Here is a 21,964-nt window from a genome sequence, read left to right on the forward strand (position 1 = left end):
CTTTTTTAATTCAAATTAAAATGCAAAAACTCAATAAATTCAACCAATATTTGCTCGAAAGATATCCTACAGTTTGGAACACTAAAATTGTATGGATGCTTTTGGCGGCTCTCGTTTTTCATATTGTCTTTTTTATCATCGGTTATGTGTCGCATATCGATCCTGTTTCGCTTCAGAAATATTCAGTAAAAGATGATTATTTCAGAAATGGTGTCATTTTCATTCATCTTATTATTTCCATTTTACTGATTGTAGGATGGCTTTTGATGATGCTTAAAAACAATGCATTCAAGAATTTTTATCCTACTTCTAAAGGGAAACTGTTTGGTCAGTTTGTGCAGTATTTTATTATTATTTTTTCGTGTACCACGTTTTATTTCTCGTACATGACGGGTTTCAGAATGTTTATCGATAATAAATATCCTGACCAGGAAATGGCAAAAAACGTTGATATCATCAACCGAACTGCACCTTTTCTTTCTCAAAATATAGAGTCTTATACTTTAGAGAACAGATTGTTTCCAAAACCTTTCTTCGATTTGTATTGTGAAAATAATATTGAAAAAATAGACCGAAACAAAAAGTTTTTTGTCTATTACAATAGAGTGTATCAGTATTATATTCTTTATTCAAAGAAATCTTATCAAAAAGATAAGAAAGGAAATTTCATACCTCCAAATCCTGAATATTCGAACAAGATACAGCCCGCTTATTCAGACGAGGAAGAAAAATTTGAAACCTTTTATTATAAAAAAGATGTTGTAGATCTTTCATCACAGATTCAAACGACTCAGCCAAGTTTTTATAATTTTTCTGAGATTTTCTATGATTATGATTTTAAAAGTTTTGATGACGGAGTGGGAGCTGTAGATGCTAATTACTATGATAAAAACTCTCCTGATTATATTCTTAAAAATAAAAAAGCGATTATTAATCAAAAAACGGCTGCACTTTTAAATTCAAAAAATTCTGCAGAATTAGAAAAACTTTTTGAAGATTTTCTTTCGATTTCTAAAACGTACAGCGTTAGGAATAATCTGAATGCTAAAAAATGGGTTTCTATGATTTACTCAAAAGACAACCCAAATTTTGAAGTCCGTTATTTCATCAAAGATTATGGTGGAAAAACAAGAATAGATGAAGATGCGTATTATGAAGAAACAGTGGCAGTAGATTCTGTAGTTGTAGCAGCTGATTATCCTAATGAAAATGATATCAGAGACAGTATAAAGATCAGTGAGTTTAATCCTGAAATCAATCAACAGCTAGCTCCGGATAAATATGTGAAAAATAATATGACAGAGTATTATTATCTGTCTGAAAACATGAAAGACCTGCTTAAAAATGTAGATTCTGTGAAGAAAGATGATTTCTTTTCAGATAACGTACATATTTATATCTGGATTGCATTTTTCCTTTCTACTTTTATTTTTGGTTTCAGAATTACCGGGCTTCGTTCATTACTTTTCAGTGTGATTAGCGCAGGAGTTTTAACCTTATCTATTACGTTGATTACTATGTTTTACGGACTCACTTTCAGAGGACAGGAAGAGTTTTTTGTTGCCTATTTTGTTTTGTTTATCGGTCTCATTATTCTATTAATTCCGTTACTGAAAATGAATATGACCAATAAAATGGTATCATCTGTTTTGATTAATATTTCTTTGAACGGTTTTGTGCTGTTGATGCTTTTAATTTTTGCAATTATCAGTCTTCATCAGAAAGCAGCATGTCAAATACCTGTTACCCATATAGACTACGATTATACCTACCAAAACTGTCCGAATATTTTTGAAGATTTGGGCTTTATATTAAGTTATATCATCCTGATACTAGGTTTTGTTTTCATGTATTTTTATACTGCTATTTTGCAGAAATGGAAAGCAATGCCGGAATAAATTTTTCTAATATATTTTAAAACCTCATATTTTTATGAGGTTTTTGTTTCATTAAAATTTAAGAATGTGAATATTATTCAGATGTTACTCAACGCAGATTTGTTTCAAAAAAAGAAAGTGATCGACAGACATTCTTTTCTGACTTTGGAAGGCGATATCGACAGCAATATTTATTATGTTGAAAAAGGAAGTTTGCGCATTTTCATTAGAGATGAAGATCAGGAAAGAACTATTCGTTTTGGATATAAAGAAAATATTATTGTCTGTCTCGATTCTTTTTTATCTGAAAAACCGACGGTTGAGATGTCGATCTTCTGACGACGGGTGAATATCCACTGGTCTCCATTAATTCTGATATTGATGTGAGCCTTTTTCAATTTCTTCACATCCACATGGGCTAAGCCTGTTTAACAGTAGAAAAGAAAAACATCCCTTACTTGTGTCAATCTATCGGACACAAATTCCTTTTCATAGATCATCTGAATTTCTTCTTTAGTAAGATATGGTCGTTCAACAGCTTTAAGCTTTGCTTTGTAGCTAAGAAAAGGATCTTTGGAAAGCCAGCCATTCGCCATGCTTAACCGAATGATCTTTTTGAAATTCTTGATATACTTTACCGCGGTATTATTAGCGCATTTGCGTACGCTGCGAAGCCAAAAATCATAATCCATTATGAAAGCATGATCAATTGCCTTGATATCAATATCAGAAGTTTTATATTTCCAGATTAGGAATTCCTGTGTATGCTTTAACGATGTTTTATAGCGCTCCAATGTTCCGGGGCAAAATCCTGACCTATCAGTGCTTCCACTTTATCATTATGTTCCTGAAAAATAGGAATGAGCATTCGTGTGGAAACATCAGTTCCAAGCAGTTTAGATTTTAAACCAACTGCCGTTACATTGTTATCCTCTTTTAACGTTACGTAGTGTGAATCTTAAACCTGTTGCTCTAAAGTCTTAAGATAGACATTAAGCGTTCTAGCCTCCTGAGAGTTACCCAGTGCCTTATGCGCTTTACCATCCCATTTCTGCGGTCCAATATATCTTTTAGCAGCAATGTCCGCTGCCTTGCCATCTATCGTAATTCGTAAGTAGATGGGAGCGGTGCCGTTTGTACGGATCTTATTCTTTTTTATAAAGAATAACAGATTGAATGTTTTGTTCATGATGTGGTAACTTTAATTGTCTAATAATTTAGTTTTTGTTACCACTTTTTGCAAGATGTACAATCGTTAGACTGCCTATTAGTCGGGTTTCCCTGAATTTTTCGTGACCTATTTTCAAATTTTCAGGATGGGTCACGGAATAGGTCATATAAATCGTGACCTATTTTGATTTTTTTTGACTCTAGCGTAAAAACAAAAAACGCTGTAAACATTGATGTTTACAGCGTTTTAGCTTATTTTGGTTTCCCAACTGGCGGAGAGAGAGGGATTCGAACCCCCGGACCTGTTACAGTCAATAGTTTTCAAGACTATCGCAATCGACCACTCTGCCATCTCTCCTTAAACTTCGATTATATCGTTGTTTTCAGTGGTGCAAATATAGAAAGTTTTTCAATTACGTCAAAATATTTTTACTGTAAATTTTAACAAAAATTAATAATCAACTAAAAATCAGAGCAATTATTTTCTCAAATATTGATTAACATAAAGAAAAATACAGATTGAAAACAGAAAAACGTACCTCATAGAAGTACGTTTTTTTGTTTTATAAATTAATTTTAATAATTAATGTAATTCTGCCAAATACTTTTCAGCATCCATCGCTGCCATACAACCGCTTCCTGCTGCTGTAATCGCTTGTCTGTAGATATGATCCTGAACATCTCCTGCTGCAAAAACGCCTGGAAGATTTGTTCTTGTAGAGCCTTTTTCAGTAGCAATATATCCATTCTCATCCAAATCGATTTGACCAGCAAAAATATCTGTATTTGGCTTGTGTCCGATTGCGATGAAAATTCCGTGAACATCTACTGTAGATTTTTCCTGAGTCTGGTTATTAATCACAACCGCTCTTTCCACAAGATTGTTTTCACCTTCAATACCAATCAATTCATGGTGAAATTTCACTTCGATATTCGGTGTATTTTCTACTCTGTGAATCATCGCTTTTGACGCTCTGAACTCACCTTTTCTTACCAACATGGTTACTTTATTCACCAACTTAGAAAGATAAGTAGCTTCTTCAGCCGCAGTATCTCCTGCTCCTACAACCACAACGTCTTTTCCTCTGTAGAAAAATCCGTCACACGTTGCACATGCAGAAACTCCTCCTCCATTATATTTTTTCTCGTCATCAAGACCCAAATATTTTGCAGTAGCTCCTGTAGAAATAATTACAGATTTAGCCAGAATTTCTTTATTTCCTGCATACAATTTGTGAATACCGCCTTCTTCTTTTGAAAATTCAGCTTTGGTAATCATTTCGTAATGTACTTTGGTATCGAATCTTTCAGCCTGCTTTTGTAAATCCATCATCATTTCAGGACCGGTAATTCCTGCAGGATATCCCGGAAAATTATCAACTTCTGTTGTTGTAGTTAATTGTCCACCAGGCTCTAATCCTGTGTACAATTCAGGTTTTAAGTCTGCTCTTGCTGCATAAATTGCCGCTGTAAAACCAGAAGGTCCCGATCCAACGATCACACAATCTAAAATATTTTCTTCCATAATTTATTTATCAATTTCAAGGATGCTAATTTCGTAATTTTTAATGTTTAATTAAAGGAAATTTAATGATACTTGTCAATTTTTAATATGTCAAATTTCAATGACAAAATTTTAATTTTCATACCGCTTTGCGACCCGACCTGAGTGGAGCTCTTTTTGTGCAACAAAAAAGCGGGAACGGAGGGCGGAAATTGTCGCCAAAATAAAAATTCACACGCAAAGCAAATTAGTTATTTACTTTTACACCTTCATTTTAATCTTATCGACATTAATGATTTTGTAAACCAATTCTTTAATCAGTTCTGCATCATCCATATTCACGGCTCCCAAACCTTTTCCTTTCATATCAAATTCTCTTAAAATAGAAATGACACGGGTAGAATGTTTTAGTGGATATAATCTCGCTGCTTCTGCATAATCTTTAATAAAGTAAGGATTAATACCCATTTGTGAAGCGATTACTTGCTGGGGTTGCCCAATCATTGTATTGTAAATAATTACATTCGAAAAGTAATTGTACAAACTGGAAAGAAGCATTACAAAAGGATTATTCTTAGGGTTTTTCCCCATAAAATAGGCAATTCTGAATGCAGCATTAGCGTTTTTCGCTCCTAAAGCTTTCTGAAGCTCAAAAACATTGAACTCTTTGCTTATTCCGATATGGTTTTCAACGATAGTACCGTCTAAAAGTTGTCCTTCTTTTAAAATAATTTTAAGTTTTCCTAACTCATTTGAGATTCTGGAAAGGTCGTTTCCAAGATATTCTGCTAAAAGGTTAGAAATATTCGGGGCTGTTTTTATTTTTAATCTGAGACACTCATCAGCGATCCATTTGGGAAGCGTATGATCTTTTAAAGATTCGCTCGGAAAAAGAGCATTTAGCTTTGTTAAAGTTTTGGTAACCTTTTTTCGGCTGTCCAGCTTCTTATGTTTATGAGCAAAAACCAAAACCGTTGAAGGCACCGGATTTTCGGCATACGCATCTAAAGCTTTGCTTTCTTCATCATTAAATTTCAAATCCTGCGCTTCTTTTACGATAATCACCTGTTTGTCGCCCATCATCGGAAACTGTCGCGCCAAAGAAAGAATTTCCTGGTACGTGGTATCTTTCCCGTACGTGACGGTTTGGTTAAAAGCTTTTTCGTCTTCCTCCAGGAAGTCGTGTTCAAGGGCTTTTACCGCAACATCAATAAAGTAAGGTTCTTCTCCGTGGAAAAAATAAATCGGTAAAACTTCTTTATTTTTAATATTTTTGAGGATTAAATCTAATTCTTTCATCATATAAATGGAACTTCCAAAACTGAACTTTCAGGAAACTTTTGATTTTAAATTCAAGAAAGACAAAGATAAGTTTTTTATTTATGACTTGGTTCGTAAAACTTACCTTTTGCTCACTCCCGAAGAGTGGGTAAGACAGCATTGGGTTCATTATTATCTTACCGTAAAATCTTATTCTGTATCGGCTTTAATTACCGAAAAAAAGATTGTTCTGAATGGCTTAACGAAGCGTATTGACCTTTTAATCACAGAAAAAGCTCAGCCAAAAATTCTTATCGAATGTAAAGCGCCACAAATCAAATTGACCGAAAAAACATTCGAACAGACCGCAAGATATAATTCTGTTATCGGTGCTTCTGAAATTATTTTAACGAACGGTTTGCAACACATTAATGCCTATTACGAAAACGAACAATACCAATTTTATAAGCCTGAATAATATCGATTTAATAAGTATTTATTTCTGAATGTTAAACTTTTCTAAACATATCTGTTTTAGGGTGTTTAAGTAAAAAACTTTTGTGATTTTTGTATGGTAAATTTAAATATCAGTATGGAAATTAAAAATATAATATTCGATTTTGGAGGTGTTTTGATGGATTGGAATCCAAGGTATTTTTTCAAAACCTATTTTAATGATGATGAGAAAATGGAATATTTTCTTGAAAACATTGCCCAAGATGACTGGAATATTGAGCAAGACAGAGGGAGAACTTTAGCAGAAGGTACTGAAATTCAGATTAAAAAATTTCCGGAATGGGAAAAAGAACTCAGAGCTTATTATGATAACTGGACAGTAATGTTGAAAAGCGACATTCCTCAAAATGTAGAAATTCTTAGAAAATTGGGAAATACTTCTTATCAATTATACGGATTAACCAATTGGTCTGAAGAAACTTTTCCTTATGCTTTAGAAAATTATGATTTCTTTCAATTATTTGATGGAAAAATTGTGGTTTCAGGAACTGAAAAGTTAATAAAACCCGACCCTAAAATCTGGAATGTTTTATTGGAAAGATACAAGTTAGAAGCCAACGAATCAGTTTTTATTGATGATAATTTCAACAACATTGAGATGGCAAAAACATTAGGTTTCAAAACTATTCATATTCTACCGGAAACAGATTTGAAAACTGAGCTGAATAATTTAGGCGTAAAATTCGATTAATTAAAACTTTATAACATTCTGTTAATCTTCATTGAAAGTTATTTTCATTAATTTAGATGAGGATTTTTTGTTTTTCACGAAGAAACCACTCGTTTTGTCATTCTGAAAGAATCTAAACGATTAAAGAGTTTTTATAATTATCATTTTTTAATTGTATTTTAGAGATTCTGTCAGGACGGCAAACTGCGTATTAATTATCTGAAAAAATTGTAAATCTGACAAATACCTAGCCCTGATTGTAGTGAAAATCCTTTTTGAAAAAAAAGATTGCAACGAAAAGCAGGAAAAAGCTTCAAAAAAATTAAATTACAAAATATGATACGTTCAATATTATTATCAGCATTTCTTATGACTTCAGGAACTATTTTCAGTCAGAATTTAAAACCTGTGTCTTATCAGGATGGTTCGCAAAAACTGAATGGTTTGGTAACCTCTAATGCTGGAAAAAAACTTCCGGGAGTATTGATTCTTCCTGCATGGAAAGGAATTGATGACGAAGCAAAAACGGCCGCAGCAGATTTAGAAAAGCAAGGTTACATCGCATTTATTGCCGACATTTACGGAGAAGGAAATATTCCGACTGATAATGCTTCAGCGGCAAAAACTGCGGGATCTTATAAAAAGGATCATGCCGCTTATCAGAAGAGAATTTCTTTGGCTTTAGAGCAATTGAAGAAAAACGGAGCGGTTCCAGATAAAATTGCGGTAATTGGTTATTGTTTTGGCGGAACCGGAGCTTTGGAATCTGCGAGAGGGAAATTACCAGTTGTAGGCGTTGTTTCCATTCATGGAAGCATCGGAAAAGACCAATCGAGACCCAATGAAGCTATTTCAACTAAAATTTTAGTTGAAAATCCTGCAGAAGATAAAAGTGTGACGCCGGAAGATTACAATAATCTGGTTAAAGAAATGAATGATGGCAAAGCAGATTGGCAAATCATTACATATGCTAATTCAAAACATACTTTCACTGACCCAAAATCAGCCGATTATAATCCTGTGATGGCAAAAAGAGCCTGGAATCATACGCTTTTATTTTTGAAAGAAATTTTGAAGTAATTAAGCAACAGTAAATTAAAAACAACCTCAGTAATTGAGGTTGTTTCTATTTATAAATCACTGATTGTATTACAATTAGAACACCACCAGTATTCTTTTTCTTTATCTTTCAGCTTCGTTTTTGTTTTCTCTTCACAATTCTCACAGACACATTCATCATTCTCGTTTTCTTTCGCTTCGTAGTCGCAATTAAAACAACTCCAACTCGTTAAATGAGTCTTTCCATTGATGAACCAAGTGAAAGAGTTTTCTTTACACTTTGGGCAAATTTGTAACGCCATATTTAAATTATTTCTTCTTCTCTATTCACCAAATCCATCGAAAAAGCCGGAAGACAAATCGCAATATATTCGCAAGGTTCTGAAAACGGATTGCTGTAACGGATTCTTGCTCCTTTTTCAATTAAAATACTTTGTCCTTTTTCTAAAATAACGTTTTCTCCATCAATTTCAAACTGTTTTTTACCGGAAATGATGATGGTAAATTCGTCAAATTCGGGAGTTTGGTGGGGCTCACTCCAATCTGGCGGAGCAACCATATGCGCAATAGAGATGTTTGGATTTTGAGTTGAATTCCCCCAATGTTCTTCAATTAATTTTCCGTCGGTTGTAGGAACTACAAATGGTGACTTCTGAATTTTATATTTTTTCATGATTATATTTTTATTTAATTAATTTCTCGCAGATTTAGCTAATTGAGCAGATTTTAATGCCTAAAATTAATCAGCGTAATCTGCTAAACCTGCAAGAAAATTTATTTAAGTTTAATCAACTTTAAAATGGTTTTCTTTTGCGATTTCGTAGACAAAATTGGTTCTGGTCGGTTCTGCGAAATAAGCTACTTCTTCTTCCGCAATCTTCTTTCCGCCTAATCTTTCTAATGCAATTTGAGAACGGAAATTTTCTTTTCCAATGTGGAAATGAACTTTGTCTACAAATTTGAAAATATAATCCAGCATCAGCTTCTTAACTTGTGGATTGATCCCTTTTCCCCAAGAATTTGTTCCATAAAAAGTATAACCAATGAAAATACTATTTTCAGATTCGTCAAAATCATAAAAACGGGTACTTCCCAAAAAGTCTCCGGTAGATTTCTCAACAATTTTAAAAGCGCCCTGACTTTCCATAGCTCCTTTAAAAAAGTTTTCAAAAACTTCTCTTTTGTAGCGGTCTTTATTAGGATGCTGCTCCCAAACTTTAGGATCTGAAGCTACTTCGTACAATAAGTCAAAATCCCCTTGCTGTAAGGGGATTAATTGATATTCTTCGTTTTCTAAAACAGGTTGAATAGAAAAATTCATCTTTTATAAATTTGAGTCTTAGCTTTTTGCTTTTGCAGCGTCAGATTCTATTTTTTTAATTTCTCTTAATTTTTCAGCAATTTTGGTTACTGCCTCAGGTTTTGCTGGCTTTAAAGCTACTTCAGCTTGAGCCATATCCCATTTAATAACAAGATTTCCTGAATTTTCATCCGTTGGGTTTAAAGTAATTTCAAACCACTCTTGCTTATCAGCTAATTTATTAACCGGAACTGTTACGTCTACAACGTCCTGTTTTGGGTCGTATGTATACGCTCCCCACTGTTGAAAATCTTTATTTAAAATAACTTTCCAATCTTTTTCTGTTGGTACGATAAACAAACCGTAAGTTCCTGCTGGAACAGTTTTTCCACCGAAATTAACAGACTGTCCGAATGTAATTTTTGTAGAAGAGTTTGCGCCTGCTCTCCAAACTTGTCCGTAAGGAACCAATTCTCCAAAGATTTTTCTTCCTTTCACCCCCGGTCTACCGTAATCTACAGAGATTTTTGACATTGAAAACTGCTGTTCTACTTTCTGACGCGGACTTGCTGCAGGTACCGAATAATCTTGTGCGAAGCTTAAAGCCGAAGCCGAAATGCAAACTGCAAATAATAATTTTTTCACTTTTAAAATTTTGTCTAAAATTACAAAATCGAGTTCATAAATCACTTTTTGAGATTGATAAATTTTGTTAAATTAAATTGATGAAGAAAAATGATTCTGTTTTTATTTTAACGCAAAGGTCGCAAAGATTTTTTAACTACTAACTGTGTTTAAGTTCGCAAAGGCGTTTCATTCAGCAAAGGTCACAGATTAGTTAAAGATTTTTTTTTGCTTGTTCGATGTGTCTTAAAGTATGATAGATTACAAAGCGGAAAGTATCACCTAGTTTAAATTGAATAAGATTTGTAATACTGATGCTGGTTTTCACTTTGTTTAAATCTATACTTTCGGCTTCATTCAAAAGATGCATCATTTGTTTTTGCTGAGTAATAAATTCATTCAAAACACTTTTATCAAGCGTGCTGTGAATTGGATTCATAGATTTAAAAGTCTTCATTGTATTCAGTTTTTCTTTTGGAAGCATCGATTTCGCAAAATAATTTCCTAGAATCCCAGAATTAAAAATCACTGTTGATTTTGTATCTGAATTTTTAATTCTTTTGCTGATTTCAGGAATGTAAAATTTGCCGTAACAATTCAGATGCTCGAGACATTCTAAAATGCTCCAGCTTTTTTCTGAAAGTCTGAAATTGAGTTTTTTATCCGTTTCGTTTAGAATGTTTTCAACAAACTGTATATTTTGTTCTGTAATTACTTTTAAATCATGAAGCAGTTGTTGTGAAGGAATTTTCATAACCATTTTTATTGTAAATTTCCAGTTTTCGTAAATGATAAATCTTGATTACAGTCAAGATTTTTTAAGTCGTGATAATGTTTCCGGTCTCATCCGAAGATAATTGGCAATATGTTTATTGGGAACTTCCTGAAAAAGTTTCGGACTTCTCTTTAAAATCCTTTCATAACGTTCTTTAGGAGAATTTATTAACAGATCTTTTTCTCTTTCAATTTGTTGTAAAACTAAATCTTCCAAAATCACAGTCCACAATTTCAGGTTGTCATCTGACGATTTTATAAATTCATAAAAATCTTTTTTGGAAGCGACTTTAATTTCGGTTTTCTTAATCGCTTGAATATAAAAATCGGTCGGTTTTTCAGATAAAAAAGAATCGAGACAGACAATAATATTTTCTTTATATCCAAAACGAATAGTTCTTTCCTGATCTTCATCTCTAATGAAAATGCGCAAACTTCCTTTTTCAACATAATAAATATTGCTGTCGATATCGCCTTCCAAAGTCAGAAAAGAATGTCTGTCGATCATTTTCTTTTTTTGAAACAAATCTGCGTCGAGTAACGTCTGAATAATATATCGTCTTTTGTAATCGGTCATATAGAATTTCTTTCGGATAAGGTCATAGCATCAATCTAGGTTTCAAGTCGATTTACACCATTCAACGTAAAGGCATTTTGGATATCCTAACTTAGCGTCCAGTAAAGGTTAAGCATAAAACAAAAAACGTCAATGTACCCAACAGATTTAACCCAGACTCAGTGGCAATTTATAAAAAAGCATTAGATTTTGATGACAGAAAACGAAAATATGATTTAATTGTCATTTGGAATGCGATTAGTTATTTGGTGAAAACGGGTTGTCAATGGCGGCTTTTACCTTATGATTTTCCAAAATGGCAATTGGTTTATTACTATTATTCAAAATAGTCAAATCTGGAGATTTTCGATTTATTATTGTCAAAATTAAGGGAAAAAGTACGACGAGACAGAGGTCAGAAAGCCGAGGCAAGTTTGGGAATTATGGACAGCCAAAGTGTTCGTTGGGGAATAGCCGTTCACTCAATGGTTATGACGGAGGTAAAAAAATAAAAGGCATCAAACGACACGTTGTGGTAGACAAAAATGGGGTTTTGTTAGCGGTAATGGTAAGTGTAGCCAATGTTCATGACAGTAAAGCTGCATTGTTGCTGATGATGACACTGCGATATTTATTGATTCCGCTTGAGGTAATATTGGCGGACGGAGGTTACAGAGGTGAGATTATTGACGAAATAAAAATTAAGTTTAATTATATTATTCAAATCGTTATGCGGAGTGACAAAAAAGTAAAAGAATTTGAGCCAATTCGTAAACGATGGGTTATAGAACGTACTTTTCCCTGGTTTGATAATGATAGAAAATTATGTAGAAACCTAATGAAGTGGTTCGACGAAGCAAAATCATGAACTTCTAAGGGAATCTTCTGAAAACAAGGTTAAATTATCTGCTATAAAATTATTACTCAATAAAATTTAAAAAGGCTCTTAGTTTTTTATCAAATAATACCAAGAAAACATTGACAATAGCAGAAGTTGATTGCCCAGAAAGTAGTCAGGCATATGGGAAAAATGCCAAGCAATTTACAAGTTTACAAGTTTTTGGAAAAACTATAATTTATTATTCAACTAGTTCTGACCGTTATGGAAGGATAATTGCTAAGATAAGCGGAAATCAATATAAACTAAAAACTGTGAATTCGATAGGAAGAGTTCTTCTAATGGTATAGCATAGGCAATTATGATGTTCTATAGCAAAGAGAAACTAAAGATGCCGGATTTTGATAATGCTTTAGTTTCAAATTATAATGATTACCAAGTAACAAGAAAAACGATTTACTTATATTTGCCCCGCAAAGCAAATTCATATGTTCAAAAAAGTAATCACTGTATGTATCCTTAGCTTCTATACGGTTTTTTCGGCTCAACAGGTTCGACCTTCAAAATCATCTGAAATTTACCGCGACCTCAAAACGCTCAAAAATTTACCTAAAGTTTTATACTTAGCTGCTCATCCTGATGATGAAAATACGGGTTTACTTTCTTGGTTAATCAACGACCAAAATGTGGAAACGGGATATCTTTCTTTAACCAGAGGTGATGGCGGTCAGAATTTATTAGGTACTGAGCAAGGTGCTGCTTTAGGTTTAATCAGAACGCATGAGCTATTGGAGGCACGAAAGCTAGACGGTGCTCAACAGTTTTTTACCCGGGCGATTGATTTCGGTTTTTCTAAAAATACCACCGATACCTTTAAACAATGGGATGAAGATAGCATTATCGCTGATGTAGTCTGGGTAATCCGTAAATTCCGTCCTGATGTGATTATTTGTCGTTTTCCTCCTACTGCGGCGGCGGGTCACGGACAGCACGCGGCTTCGGCAGTGGTTGCGGAAAAAGCTTTTAAGCTGGCTGGTGATAAAACGGCTTTTCCAGATCAACTAAAATATGTGAATGTTTGGCAACCCAAACGTACCCTGTGGAATACTTTCCGCTTTGGTGCAGTTAATACAACCGCTGAAAATCAACTGAAAGTTACTGTGGGGCAATATGATGCGCAACTGGGAATGGGCTATGGTGAATTGGCAGGATTAAGCAGAAGTTTACATAAGAGCCAAGGTGCAGGAACACAGTCTGTAGCCGGCATTAAAACTGAATATTTTTCTCATGTTAACGGCGAACCTGCAAAATCAACACTTTTTGACGGAATAGTTAAAACCTGGACTTCACAAGGAAACGCTGATATTGACCAATCATTGGATACAATTATTTCCGCTTTCAACTTCAATAATCCTGACCTTAGTTTACCTGCTTTGATTGCTTTGCGAAAAAAGGTAATGACGCTAAAAGATTCAGACCTGAAGAAGGATAAAATTAAATCTCTTGATCATATCATTTTAAGTTGTGCTGGGTTTATGGGCGAAGTAGTTACTAATCAGGCTGAAGCTGTTGCCGGAGAAAATCACAATTTCAGGTTAAATCTGATTTCAAGAGCTGATAATCCTGTCGTTTTAGAAAATGTACAATGGTTAAGCCAATCAGAAAGCTTCAACAGAAAATTATCAAAAGATTCTTTAATTACCATTCAGCACGAAATTCAGATTCCTGCAGATGCGGCACTCACAGAGCCTTACTGGTTGGCAAAACCAGCCAAGGACGTGGCAACTTTCTCAGTTCCTAATGATACTTTAATCGGTTTGCCGGAAGCAGAATCACCACTGAATGTTTTGCTTGGTTTAAAAATCGGTTCGGAAAAGTTTCAGGTTCAACTTCCTTTATCTTTCAAGAAATTAGATCCGGTGCGTGGTGATGTTGTTGAAGCCTTGCGCATTGTTCCTGCATTGGAACTGAAATTTACACAACCGCTTTATCTAGTCAAAGAAAATGAAGATTTACATTTAAGTTTAAATTTTAAGGTAAATTCCAACAAAAAGTTCAATAATGGAAAAGTAAATCTGATGTATAACGGAGAACGATTAGGCGGCGGTGATTTAAAATCCATCAATGGGAAAGATTTTACCGTTGAGTATGTCATTCCAAAAGCTAAAATTGCCTCAATAAAATCAAATCAGTTACAATTGGATGCTAATTTTATTTCAGACGACGTTACTTATAATAAAAAACAGGTATTAATTCAATACCCGCATTTACCATCCTTACAATATTTTACGCCTGCCACTGTAACTGTAATGAAAGGCGATATTCAGGCGAAGGTTAAAAAAGTGGGTTATATACAAGGTGCGGGCGATTTCATTCCCGAGTTCCTACGTATCGCAAGTATTCAGGTAGATGTCTTGAAAGACGAAGATTTTTATGGCAACTTAGATAATTCTGTCGGAAACGGTAGTCAAAATAAGCTGTCGCAATATGACGCCATTGTATTGGGTGTTCGTGTAAATAACACAGAGAAAAAGCTCGGTCGATGGATGCCTTTTTTATGGTCTTATGTAAAAGCAGGAGGTAATTTAGTGATGCAATATAACACAAACCAGGATACAACGGTTGACCAATTGGGAATGTATAATTTCAGCATTGCCAATAAGCGGGTTACCGAAGAAAATGCTGAGGTTAAATTTTTAAATCCAAATCATAACTTACTGAATTTTCCAAACAAAATTACGGCGGATGATTTTAAAGGTTGGGTACAGGAGCGTGGCGCTTATTTCCCTACTCAATGGGATGCAGCGTACGAACCGCTTTTTGAAATGCACGATACAGGTGAAGAGCCTTTGCAGGGCTCAACTTTATATGCAAAATACGGAAAAGGTAATTTCATTTACACACCGTTGGCATTTTTCAGACAGTTGCCTGCGGGAAATGTTGGGGCGGCACGTTTATTTTTAAACTTTTTATCTGCACAGAAAAACTGATGAACAAGCAACTTAAAAATTGGAATATCTGGTACATACTATTAGCAATTGCATTAGTATTGCAAATCGTATTTTATTATTTGTTTACTAAATTTTGGGCATGAGTACAATAGATTGGACGGTTCTTATTTTTACACTGGTTGCAGTGGTTGTTTATGGCGTATTTATCGGTCGTGGTCAAAAAAGCAACGAATCTTACCTGAAAGCAGATAATAAAATGCCCTGGTACATTGTGCTGATAGGCATTATGGCGACGCAGGCAAGTGCCATTACGTTTCTTTCGGCGCCGGGTCAGGCTTACACAGACGGCATGCGTTTCGTTCAGTATTACTTTGGTTTGCCGTTGGCGATGATTGTTATCTGTATTACTTTCATCCCGATTTTTCAGCGTTTAAATGTTTACACGGCCTATGAATATTTGGAAAACCGTTTTGATAAAAAAACAAGGGTGCTTACTTCACTGCTTTTTCTTTTTTCCAGAGGTTTATCAACAGGAATCAGCATTTATGCTCCGAGTATCATCTTATCAAGCGTTTTAAACTGGGATATTTATTTAACCAATGTTTTAACGGGTGGCATTTTGTTGATTTATACCTATATTGGCGGTGCAAAAGCAATTGCTCACACCCAAAAAATACAGTTTCTTATTATTCTGGGCACCATGGCTTTTGCAGGTTATCTGCTTATTCAAAATATGCCGAATGGAATTGGTTTTAAGGATGCGCTTTATCTGGCGGGGAAATCCGGAAAGCTCAATGTCATCACCACAGAATTCGATTGGAAAGATAAATACAATATCTGGAGTGGCTTAATTGGTGGTTTTTTTCTGGCACTTTCTTACTTCGGTACCGACCAGAGTCAAGTTGGGAGGTATATTACTGCAAAGGACAATACCAATGCAAAAATGGGCTTGCTGTTGAACGGATTGGTTAAAATTCCGATGCAGTTTGCTATTCTGCTTATTGGTGCTTTGCTTTTTGCATTTTTTTCTCTAAAACCTGCTCCGATTTATTTTAACGAACGTTCTTATCAAAATCTGAAGGAAACACAACCTGAACAGGCTGCAGTATTCGAAAAAGAGCATCAGGATTTACAAACAAAATTTAATTCAGAATCGAAAGAAATTTTAAGGCTGAAAGAAACTCAATCTCCTCAACTTAACAAAACAATTCAGGATTTTAAAAACACACAAACCGAAGTAAAAGCACTTCACGGAAGGGTAGAGGAAGCTATTAATAACTCAAACTATAATGCGGAAAAAACGGATACCAATTATATTTTCCTTTTTTTCGTAAAAAATACCTTGCCTGTCGGGATGATCGGTTTACTGTTTGCCGTCATTTTTCTAGCCAGTTGGGGTTCAATTTCCGCAGCGCTGAATTCCCTTGCCGCCTGCTCACTGAAAGATGTTCATTTGATATTTAAAAAAGAAATTCCAGATGATGCAACCGAATTGAAGTATAGTCGTCTACATACTTTAGCGTGGGGTATCTTCTCAATCGGTGTAGCAATGTTTGCCACTCAAATGGGTTCCCTTATTGAAGCAGTCAATGTATTGGGTTCTCTTTTCTACGGCCCGATATTGGGGATTTTTCTTGTTGCATTTTATTATAAAAAAATTGATGGGGCGAATGTATTTATTTCTGCAATTTTATCAGAAATTACGGTGATTGCCATTTACAATTTCGATATTGTTTCTTTCCTTTGGCTCAACGTCATTGGGGCAGCGGCAGTCATTATATTTTCGACAATCGGTTTATTGTTTTATAAGCAGAAAGCAGTAAATTCGTAACGCATATATTTAAAAATACATAAAACAAAAATATTATGAAAACAATCATTAAAACCGTTGCTGTAGTTTTTGCTACAATGACAATTTCAGTAAATGCATTTGCACAGGAAGCTAAAAAACCTGCCAGTCCTCCGGCTACTGCTACGGGTAAAATTAAAGATGCAACCATTATAATTGCCTATAGCAGTCCTTCTGTTAAAGGACGTACAATCTGGGGTGGTTTAGAAGCTTATAATAAAGTTTGGCGTGCGGGTGCCAATGATGCAACGACTTTTGAAACCAGTAAGGACATTACCGTTCAGGGTAAAAAGCTTCCTGCAGGTAAATATAGCTTTTTCTTAATTCCAAAAGAATCTGGAACATGGACTGCGATTTTTAACAAAGAGCCAAAACAATGGGGAGCTTATAAGTACGAAGAAGCAAAAGATGCTTTACGTGTTGATGTAAAAACAAAAGCTTTACCAGCAACACAGGAAACTTTAGTGTATAAAATAAACAATAATGGATTCACAATGGATTGGGATAAAATCTCAGTTCCTGTAGAGATAAAATAAATTTAAATATAAGACAGTAAAATCCCGTTAATGCGGGATTTTTTTTGTTTAAAATTTTGATACTGTTTCAAAGATTACTATTGGGGTAATTCCAGCCTGTTTGTTTCAAACAGAATATTAAAATGTCGCACATTAATTTCAGGTTGTAAAGTTAGATAAAGAGATGTTTATTGGTAATAAAAGAGACTGCTTTAAATACAATTTAATTTCAAAAAATTAAATGTACAAACTTGATTTAAGGCATAATTAATTTATATCTTTATTATTAAAATATCTCCCGTCCTAAAAATGGTTTTCCTATTCTATCCTCCAATTATTACGTTTAAACATCCAATGACAATACTCCCACCATGAGCACAGTTGTCACCCATTCTAGCAGCAGGTTTTCCTCCAATTATAACCGTGGCAGAACCTTTTATAATAGAGTCTGGAGGCCCGACACATGTACACATATCACCCAAAACGGCTGCTGGTAGATTACCTATTAATACTGTTGGAACTCCTGGCCCAATAATTGGTCCTCCTACATGTGAGAGAGGTGGTGATCCGGGAGTTACTGTTGGACAAACATGCATATCTGTAATTCTTGCTGCTGCTGGCATATATTCTTGTTTTTAGTTAATCATTACCATTGCTCCTTTAACAACTGTTTGTCCTGCCGCAGAAAGTTCTGCTTTTGCACTTCCTTTGGCAGTAAAAGTTGTATCGGCACTAGCTTCTATTGTAGTTGCTTTTAAGTTTAATGCCTCTTTTCCTCGAATGTCAATATTGGTTCCGGCTTCTATTTTAATATTGGTTTTAGCTTTTAATGAAAGACTTTGAGAAGATTCGATAGCAATGCCACTGTTGGTCATTTCTATTTTATTTTTGTTGAGGTCTGTAATTTTGATACTTTTACCTTCATCACTGATTTCTATAATATTATTTCCGGGTGTTGTGATGGTGATATTCTTTTTTTCTTCTTCAAACTCGATTTTAAGTTTCGATTTTGTTACGATGCTTCGGATATTGTTTTCTTTCTGAATGCCTGAAGCTGGACTCTGTTTACTGCTGTATAAACTTCCCAATATAACGGGGGAGCATGGGTTGTTATTAAAAAATCCAAGTACAACCTCATCTCCGATATCAGGAATGAAAAATGCTCCATATTGATTACTTGCCCAAAAAGTCGCCAGCCGAGCCCAAATTTTATTGTTTTCTCCGGTGAGTGATGAAATTTCTACCTGCAATTTATTTTCGTTGTCGGGATCTTCATCTATTTTGATGATTTTTCCAATGTGCATTCCCTGGATCCCCGGTAACAAAGCAGATGTTGATGAAGCCATAACATTCGAGTTATTATCCATTATATTTGGAGATAATCCAATCCCTGCAGTTGTAGTCCACATTCCTTTTTTGATTTCATGTTCTACCATGTTTATAAAGGCATCACCGTTAAAGTGTTTGCTCAATCCAGCTAACGTGATAGTCCCACCTAACTTAGCATCAGCATTGCCTTGAAATTTGACTTCTCCAATTATCCTTGACAAGCCAGCTTTTAAAAGCTGAGAATCTGCCCAGCTTTTTAGGATACTTTCATCAGTTACCATATTTGTCTGTAAAATTGATTGATTTATTTCTAAATCTTCTGTAAGTTGTGCAGAAGAAAGTGTACCTTGTTCATTAAGAGTAGGGTTGCTTCCTCTCTCATTGACTAATTTTTGCTTTGCACTATCCACTGTATAAGCCTCAACATCTGAAGCCTGTCGATCCGTCTGTAGATTACCTTTAAAAGTGATCATGTCTTTTCCATAAGTGACGACAAGTAAAGGAGAAGAAAATAAGATGGGAGGTGCAACATTCACATTTTTTCCATCTGTGATGACAATCATACCATTCAGAATTGAACGAGACAACATAAAATCCCAGTCTGAACAATAGTATTGCACCAAGTCATTGTATTTTAAGGGTGTGCTTTTTACGTTAGCCTCTAAATTGTACCCACCAATTAATTCCCTAATCACCTCGCTGTCTTTTTTATTTTCAAAAACTTTATTGGTTTTGGAAAGCATCATAGGATAAGCAAATTCCCGACATTCAATAATCAGTTTGTTTTCATTTTCTTCTATTTCAAGACTATGAGAGCTAATAACGCCCTCAAATATTTTTTTTCCACCCCGTTTATAACCCGCTTCAATAGTAATTGTTCTTCCAAGTGCAAATGTTTCGTCATCGCTTTCTGTGGTTTCTTGTTTAGGTGTATTTCCTGCTTCGAGTACGATTTTAGCAAAACCTATTTTGTTAACCTCTCTTCGTACCCAGACAGAAATAATTCCAAACGAGTCACTGATTTTTGATCCATTACTACTTATATTACAGATGATTAATCCGTCGCTATTATTTTCTGGTGATTGAGCCATAGTTTTTTATATTAATGAAGAAAAGATAATTTTTAATTCAGATTTTATGTTTCTAAATTACTGAATTACATTGTGATATGCTATATTACAGTGATGGGATTGCATGCGGTATTGTTGCACCAGTAAAAACTTTGGCCGCTTTAAGAAGCGGTGCTAGTTGGTCTTGCAATTTAGCAATGATTAGATTTTTGTAAGGTCTATATCTGCCGCGCAGGCATTACGATTTCCTTCTCGCTGTCAGAAGTTGGTTGGTAGGGATTGGTTTTAAAGGGAAGTACTGCCTGACCGCCACGCAATTGTTTCACAAAATCGGAGAAAGTTGTACCTGAAGAGGTGTTAAAGCTGCTTATCAGATCTGTTTCGTAATCTGGTGGAGCCGCCATTGTGATTCCTTTCATAATGAAAGTAACCCTTTCGATGAGTGTTTGCATGATTATTGAATTTTAAATGGTTATGTATTTTTATAAAATCCAAATTAGGATTTTTTTTTCACTAAACTTTAGAACCTGTGATTAAAAAATTGAAAAAAGAACTTTACAAGACATAAAACGTAATGGAGGGCTCCTATCTAAAAAATATTTCAATTAAATTTACTTTTTAAGTACTTTCTCTGTAACCACTGACTTCTCTGTTTTCACTTTCACACAGTAAACACCCGAAGTGAGAATGCTCATATTGGACAAGCTATTGGTTAATCTTAGTAAGTTTTAAATGTTAAAAAAGCAATAATCGAGTTTACATATCAGAAAAAAACAATGAATTATTTTAATCCATTGTAATGAAATATAATAATTTCTATAAAAATAAATTTAAAATTTTTGAATAAACGTTTAACCAAAACTTAATATTAGCTCATCTATTTGTTAATATTCAATTCATTTTATTTTTGATTTTATTTTTAAATTATTGATTTTAAGTGGTTTGTTGGATTTGTTTTTGGTTTGAAAAATTTGCCAAATTACATTATTTTTCTAATTACGCAAAATAAATACGCTATTGTTTTTTTAATATTTTATAGAATACTTTGCATTATAAATAAGAAGAATGAAACGAGCATCCATTAAAGATATTGCTAGAATTGCCGGGGTATCCGTGGCAACGGTTTCATATGTTCTAAACAAAAAAGAAGGGCACAGGATAGGTGAAGATACTAAGAAGAAAATCTTCGAAGTTGCTGAAACGCTTAACTATACTCCCAACAGAATAGCGAGAAGTCTTCAGAATAATAAAAGTAAACTATTAGGGCTTATTGTTGCGGATATTTCTAATGATTTTTATTCTAGTATCGCCCGTAATCTTGAGAATAAAGCTCTGAAGCTAGGATATACTTTAATAATAGGAAGTTCGGATGAAAATGCTGAAAAGTTTGAAAAGCTTATCGATTTATTTTCCCAGCAACAGGTAGACGGAATGATTGTTGCACCAGTGGCAGGTTGTGAAGATATTCTTCAAAAACTTTTAGACAGAAATTATCCTTTAGTTACCATTGATAGATATCTGAAAGGAGTAAACGCACCGGGAGTCATTTTAAATAACAGAGAGATCGCAGAGACCACGACTCAATTTTTGATCGATAAAAAGTTTGATAAAATTGTGTATGTTGGTTATGAAACCAAATTACAACATCTTTTAGACAGGCAAAAAGGTTTTGAGGCAAGTGTTAAAGATTCAACAAGCGATATTGACGCTAAGTATATCATGGTTGGACTTGAGAATATTAGTGGGGAAGTTCATGCTGAAATGGAAAAAGTTATAGGCAAAAATCCTAAAAATACAGCACTTTATTTTTCGAGTAATAAACTAGCTGTTGCAGGTCTTGAGTATCTTATTAAAAATAGTATAAAAGTTCCACAACAGGTTTCTGTGCTGGCTTTTGATGAAACAGAGGCTTATAAATTATTTCCTGCTGAAATTACTTATATCAAGCAACCATTAGAAGAAATGGCTGATGAGGCCATCAAGTTATTAGATTTTCAAATCTCAGATTATACAGCAACCTCAAAAAAGATTACACTGTCTGGAGATTTGATTATCAAAAAATCTATAAAATAATTTTTTTACCATTTAGGTTAAACGTTTAA

Annotated in this window: 26 protein-coding genes and 1 tRNA gene; 12 read left to right on the forward strand and 15 right to left on the reverse strand. The window is 34.3% G+C overall.

What is annotated here, in order from left to right; genetic code table 11:
• Nucleotides 1-20: 20 nt before the first annotated feature.
• The gene (locus B5X64_RS10680; RefSeq protein WP_079465218.1) at nucleotides 21-1,898 is read left to right on the forward strand and encodes a hypothetical protein; all 1,878 of its coding nucleotides are present in this window, start codon (nucleotides 21-23) and stop codon (nucleotides 1,896-1,898) included.
• 66 nt (nucleotides 1,899-1,964) lie between these two features.
• Nucleotides 1,965-2,216: a cyclic nucleotide-binding domain-containing protein gene (locus tag B5X64_RS10685; RefSeq protein ID WP_123920845.1), complete on the forward strand. Its 252-nt coding sequence runs from the start codon at nucleotides 1,965-1,967 to the stop codon at nucleotides 2,214-2,216.
• 89 nt (nucleotides 2,217-2,305) lie between these two features.
• On the opposite strand, the gene B5X64_RS10690 is transcribed toward B5X64_RS10685, so the two are convergent.
• From B5X64_RS10690 to holA, 5 genes are all read right to left on the reverse strand, one after another.
• Nucleotides 2,306-2,671, reverse strand: a complete 366-nt coding sequence (locus B5X64_RS10690) for a phage integrase SAM-like domain-containing protein (RefSeq protein ID WP_079465220.1) — start codon at nucleotides 2,669-2,671, stop codon at nucleotides 2,306-2,308.
• Between the two features lie 164 nt (nucleotides 2,672-2,835).
• Nucleotides 2,836-3,066 (reverse strand): Arm DNA-binding domain-containing protein, encoded by a 231-nt coding sequence (locus B5X64_RS10695; protein WP_079465222.1) that lies wholly within the window; start codon nucleotides 3,064-3,066, stop codon nucleotides 2,836-2,838.
• A 251-nt stretch (nucleotides 3,067-3,317) separates the two neighbouring features.
• Nucleotides 3,318-3,405 (reverse strand) — tRNA-Ser (locus tag B5X64_RS10700).
• Between the two features lie 225 nt (nucleotides 3,406-3,630).
• Complete coding sequence (gene trxB / locus B5X64_RS10705) at nucleotides 3,631-4,572, reverse strand: thioredoxin-disulfide reductase (RefSeq protein ID WP_079465223.1); 942 nt, start codon at nucleotides 4,570-4,572, stop codon at nucleotides 3,631-3,633.
• Nucleotides 4,573-4,812: 240 nt separating this feature from the next.
• A complete protein-coding gene (gene holA, locus B5X64_RS10710) occupies nucleotides 4,813-5,850 on the reverse strand; it encodes a DNA polymerase III subunit delta (RefSeq protein ID WP_079465225.1) in 1,038 nt (345 codons plus the stop codon).
• 7 nt (nucleotides 5,851-5,857) lie between these two features.
• On the opposite strand from holA, the gene B5X64_RS10715 reads away from it, so the two are divergent.
• The 3 genes from B5X64_RS10715 to B5X64_RS10725 all read left to right on the forward strand — a co-directional run bounded on the left by B5X64_RS10715 (nucleotide 5,858) and on the right by B5X64_RS10725 (nucleotide 8,077).
• Nucleotides 5,858-6,289: a type I restriction enzyme HsdR N-terminal domain-containing protein gene (locus tag B5X64_RS10715; RefSeq protein ID WP_079465226.1), complete on the forward strand. Its 432-nt coding sequence runs from the start codon at nucleotides 5,858-5,860 to the stop codon at nucleotides 6,287-6,289.
• Nucleotides 6,290-6,403: 114 nt separating this feature from the next.
• Nucleotides 6,404-7,018: an HAD family hydrolase gene (locus B5X64_RS10720; RefSeq protein ID WP_079465227.1), complete on the forward strand. Its 615-nt coding sequence runs from the start codon at nucleotides 6,404-6,406 to the stop codon at nucleotides 7,016-7,018.
• A 315-nt stretch (nucleotides 7,019-7,333) separates the two neighbouring features.
• Nucleotides 7,334-8,077 (forward strand): dienelactone hydrolase family protein, encoded by a 744-nt coding sequence (locus tag B5X64_RS10725; protein ID WP_079465306.1) that lies wholly within the window; start codon nucleotides 7,334-7,336, stop codon nucleotides 8,075-8,077.
• 50 nt (nucleotides 8,078-8,127) lie between these two features.
• Here B5X64_RS10725 and B5X64_RS10730 read toward each other — a convergent pair whose 3' ends face one another.
• From B5X64_RS10730 to B5X64_RS10755, 6 genes are all read right to left on the reverse strand, one after another.
• The gene (locus B5X64_RS10730) at nucleotides 8,128-8,358 is read right to left on the reverse strand and encodes a hypothetical protein (protein WP_079465228.1); all 231 of its coding nucleotides are present in this window, start codon (nucleotides 8,356-8,358) and stop codon (nucleotides 8,128-8,130) included.
• A 2-nt stretch (nucleotides 8,359-8,360) separates the two neighbouring features.
• Nucleotides 8,361-8,729 (reverse strand): cupin domain-containing protein, encoded by a 369-nt coding sequence (locus B5X64_RS10735; protein WP_079465229.1) that lies wholly within the window; start codon nucleotides 8,727-8,729, stop codon nucleotides 8,361-8,363.
• Nucleotides 8,730-8,840: 111 nt separating this feature from the next.
• Nucleotides 8,841-9,377, reverse strand: a complete 537-nt coding sequence (locus B5X64_RS10740; protein WP_079465230.1) for a GNAT family N-acetyltransferase — start codon at nucleotides 9,375-9,377, stop codon at nucleotides 8,841-8,843.
• Between the two features lie 18 nt (nucleotides 9,378-9,395).
• A complete protein-coding gene (locus B5X64_RS10745; RefSeq protein WP_079465307.1) occupies nucleotides 9,396-10,001 on the reverse strand; it encodes a DUF2911 domain-containing protein in 606 nt (201 codons plus the stop codon).
• A gap of 193 nt (nucleotides 10,002-10,194) precedes the next feature.
• Nucleotides 10,195-10,734, reverse strand: a complete 540-nt coding sequence (locus B5X64_RS10750; RefSeq protein ID WP_079465308.1) for a DinB family protein — start codon at nucleotides 10,732-10,734, stop codon at nucleotides 10,195-10,197.
• Between the two features lie 54 nt (nucleotides 10,735-10,788).
• Complete coding sequence (locus B5X64_RS10755) at nucleotides 10,789-11,331, reverse strand: Crp/Fnr family transcriptional regulator (RefSeq protein WP_079465232.1); 543 nt, start codon at nucleotides 11,329-11,331, stop codon at nucleotides 10,789-10,791.
• 161 nt (nucleotides 11,332-11,492) lie between these two features.
• On the opposite strand from B5X64_RS10755, the gene B5X64_RS23035 reads away from it, so the two are divergent.
• The 6 genes from B5X64_RS23035 to B5X64_RS10780 all read left to right on the forward strand — a co-directional run bounded on the left by B5X64_RS23035 (nucleotide 11,493) and on the right by B5X64_RS10780 (nucleotide 17,484).
• Nucleotides 11,493-11,660: a transposase gene (locus B5X64_RS23035; RefSeq protein WP_228418860.1), complete on the forward strand. Its 168-nt coding sequence runs from the start codon at nucleotides 11,493-11,495 to the stop codon at nucleotides 11,658-11,660.
• Complete coding sequence (locus B5X64_RS10760; protein WP_228418863.1) at nucleotides 11,627-12,178, forward strand: transposase; 552 nt, start codon at nucleotides 11,627-11,629, stop codon at nucleotides 12,176-12,178. The genes B5X64_RS23035 and B5X64_RS10760 overlap by 34 nt, the downstream gene beginning before the upstream one ends.
• Nucleotides 12,179-12,288: 110 nt before the next feature.
• The gene (locus B5X64_RS10765; RefSeq protein WP_228418866.1) at nucleotides 12,289-12,498 is read left to right on the forward strand and encodes a thermonuclease family protein; all 210 of its coding nucleotides are present in this window, start codon (nucleotides 12,289-12,291) and stop codon (nucleotides 12,496-12,498) included.
• 138 nt (nucleotides 12,499-12,636) lie between these two features.
• A complete protein-coding gene (locus tag B5X64_RS10770) occupies nucleotides 12,637-15,138 on the forward strand; it encodes a PIG-L family deacetylase (protein ID WP_079465235.1) in 2,502 nt (833 codons plus the stop codon).
• Nucleotides 15,139-15,238: 100 nt separating this feature from the next.
• A complete protein-coding gene (locus B5X64_RS10775) occupies nucleotides 15,239-16,930 on the forward strand; it encodes a sodium:solute symporter family protein (protein ID WP_079465236.1) in 1,692 nt (563 codons plus the stop codon).
• Between the two features lie 35 nt (nucleotides 16,931-16,965).
• Nucleotides 16,966-17,484, forward strand: coding sequence for a DUF2911 domain-containing protein (locus B5X64_RS10780; RefSeq protein ID WP_079465238.1), 519 nt, complete (start codon nucleotides 16,966-16,968; stop codon nucleotides 17,482-17,484).
• Between the two features lie 302 nt (nucleotides 17,485-17,786).
• On the opposite strand, the gene B5X64_RS10785 is transcribed toward B5X64_RS10780, so the two are convergent.
• From B5X64_RS10785 to B5X64_RS23315, 4 genes are all read right to left on the reverse strand, one after another.
• Nucleotides 17,787-18,086 carry a PAAR domain-containing protein gene (locus tag B5X64_RS10785; RefSeq protein ID WP_079465239.1) on the reverse strand — a complete coding sequence of 100 codons (300 nt, stop codon included), beginning with the start codon at nucleotides 18,084-18,086 and terminating at the stop codon, nucleotides 17,787-17,789.
• 12 nt (nucleotides 18,087-18,098) lie between these two features.
• On the reverse strand, nucleotides 18,099-19,883 hold the full coding sequence (gene vgrG / locus B5X64_RS10790; RefSeq protein WP_079465240.1) for a type VI secretion system tip protein VgrG: 1,785 nt from the start codon (nucleotides 19,881-19,883) through the stop codon (nucleotides 18,099-18,101).
• A 197-nt stretch (nucleotides 19,884-20,080) separates the two neighbouring features.
• Nucleotides 20,081-20,314 carry a hypothetical protein gene (locus tag B5X64_RS10795; RefSeq protein WP_079465242.1) on the reverse strand — a complete coding sequence of 78 codons (234 nt, stop codon included), beginning with the start codon at nucleotides 20,312-20,314 and terminating at the stop codon, nucleotides 20,081-20,083.
• A gap of 159 nt (nucleotides 20,315-20,473) precedes the next feature.
• Nucleotides 20,474-20,566 carry a T9SS type A sorting domain-containing protein gene (locus B5X64_RS23315; protein WP_123920843.1) on the reverse strand — a complete coding sequence of 31 codons (93 nt, stop codon included), beginning with the start codon at nucleotides 20,564-20,566 and terminating at the stop codon, nucleotides 20,474-20,476.
• A gap of 361 nt (nucleotides 20,567-20,927) precedes the next feature.
• Here B5X64_RS23315 and B5X64_RS10800 point away from each other — a divergent pair, with 361 nt between their 5' ends.
• Nucleotides 20,928-21,935: a LacI family DNA-binding transcriptional regulator gene (locus tag B5X64_RS10800; protein ID WP_079465243.1), complete on the forward strand. Its 1,008-nt coding sequence runs from the start codon at nucleotides 20,928-20,930 to the stop codon at nucleotides 21,933-21,935.
• Nucleotides 21,936-21,964 lie beyond the last annotated feature (29 nt).

Origin of the sequence: Chryseobacterium balustinum, from assembly GCF_900168205.1 — a bacterium.
GTDB classification, from domain to species: Bacteria; Bacteroidota; Bacteroidia; order Flavobacteriales; family Weeksellaceae; genus Chryseobacterium; species Chryseobacterium balustinum.

Bases quoted from the DNA above. Each gene is read 5' to 3' on its own strand.
- B5X64_RS10695 (WP_079465222.1), bottom strand. From the start codon at position 3,066: ATGAACAAAACATTCAATCTGTTATTCTTTATAAAAAAGAATAAGATC.
- B5X64_RS10795 (WP_079465242.1), bottom strand. From the start codon at position 20,314: ATGCAAACACTCATCGAAAGGGTTACTTTCATTATGAAAGGAATCACA.
- B5X64_RS10760 (WP_228418863.1), top strand. From the start codon at position 11,627: ATGGCAATTGGTTTATTACTATTATTCAAAATAGTCAAATCTGGAGAT.
- B5X64_RS10730 (WP_079465228.1), bottom strand. From the start codon at position 8,358: ATGGCGTTACAAATTTGCCCAAAGTGTAAAGAAAACTCTTTCACTTGG.
- vgrG (WP_079465240.1), bottom strand. From the start codon at position 19,883: ATGGCTCAATCACCAGAAAATAATAGCGACGGATTAATCATCTGTAAT.
- B5X64_RS10785 (WP_079465239.1), bottom strand. From the start codon at position 18,086: ATGCCAGCAGCAGCAAGAATTACAGATATGCATGTTTGTCCAACAGTA.
- B5X64_RS10780 (WP_079465238.1), top strand. From the start codon at position 16,966: ATGAAAACAATCATTAAAACCGTTGCTGTAGTTTTTGCTACAATGACA.
- B5X64_RS10755 (WP_079465232.1), bottom strand. From the start codon at position 11,331: ATGACCGATTACAAAAGACGATATATTATTCAGACGTTACTCGACGCA.
- B5X64_RS10720 (WP_079465227.1), top strand. From the start codon at position 6,404: ATGGAAATTAAAAATATAATATTCGATTTTGGAGGTGTTTTGATGGAT.
- B5X64_RS10740 (WP_079465230.1), bottom strand. From the start codon at position 9,377: ATGAATTTTTCTATTCAACCTGTTTTAGAAAACGAAGAATATCAATTA.
- B5X64_RS10770 (WP_079465235.1), top strand. From the start codon at position 12,637: ATGTTCAAAAAAGTAATCACTGTATGTATCCTTAGCTTCTATACGGTT.
- B5X64_RS10725 (WP_079465306.1), top strand. From the start codon at position 7,334: ATGATACGTTCAATATTATTATCAGCATTTCTTATGACTTCAGGAACT.
- holA (WP_079465225.1), bottom strand. From the start codon at position 5,850: ATGAAAGAATTAGATTTAATCCTCAAAAATATTAAAAATAAAGAAGTT.
- B5X64_RS10775 (WP_079465236.1), top strand. From the start codon at position 15,239: ATGAGTACAATAGATTGGACGGTTCTTATTTTTACACTGGTTGCAGTG.
- B5X64_RS10680 (WP_079465218.1), top strand. From the start codon at position 21: ATGCAAAAACTCAATAAATTCAACCAATATTTGCTCGAAAGATATCCT.
- trxB (WP_079465223.1), bottom strand. From the start codon at position 4,572: ATGGAAGAAAATATTTTAGATTGTGTGATCGTTGGATCGGGACCTTCT.
- B5X64_RS10800 (WP_079465243.1), top strand. From the start codon at position 20,928: ATGAAACGAGCATCCATTAAAGATATTGCTAGAATTGCCGGGGTATCC.
- B5X64_RS10715 (WP_079465226.1), top strand. From the start codon at position 5,858: ATGGAACTTCCAAAACTGAACTTTCAGGAAACTTTTGATTTTAAATTC.
- B5X64_RS10735 (WP_079465229.1), bottom strand. From the start codon at position 8,729: ATGAAAAAATATAAAATTCAGAAGTCACCATTTGTAGTTCCTACAACC.
- B5X64_RS10750 (WP_079465308.1), bottom strand. From the start codon at position 10,734: ATGAAAATTCCTTCACAACAACTGCTTCATGATTTAAAAGTAATTACA.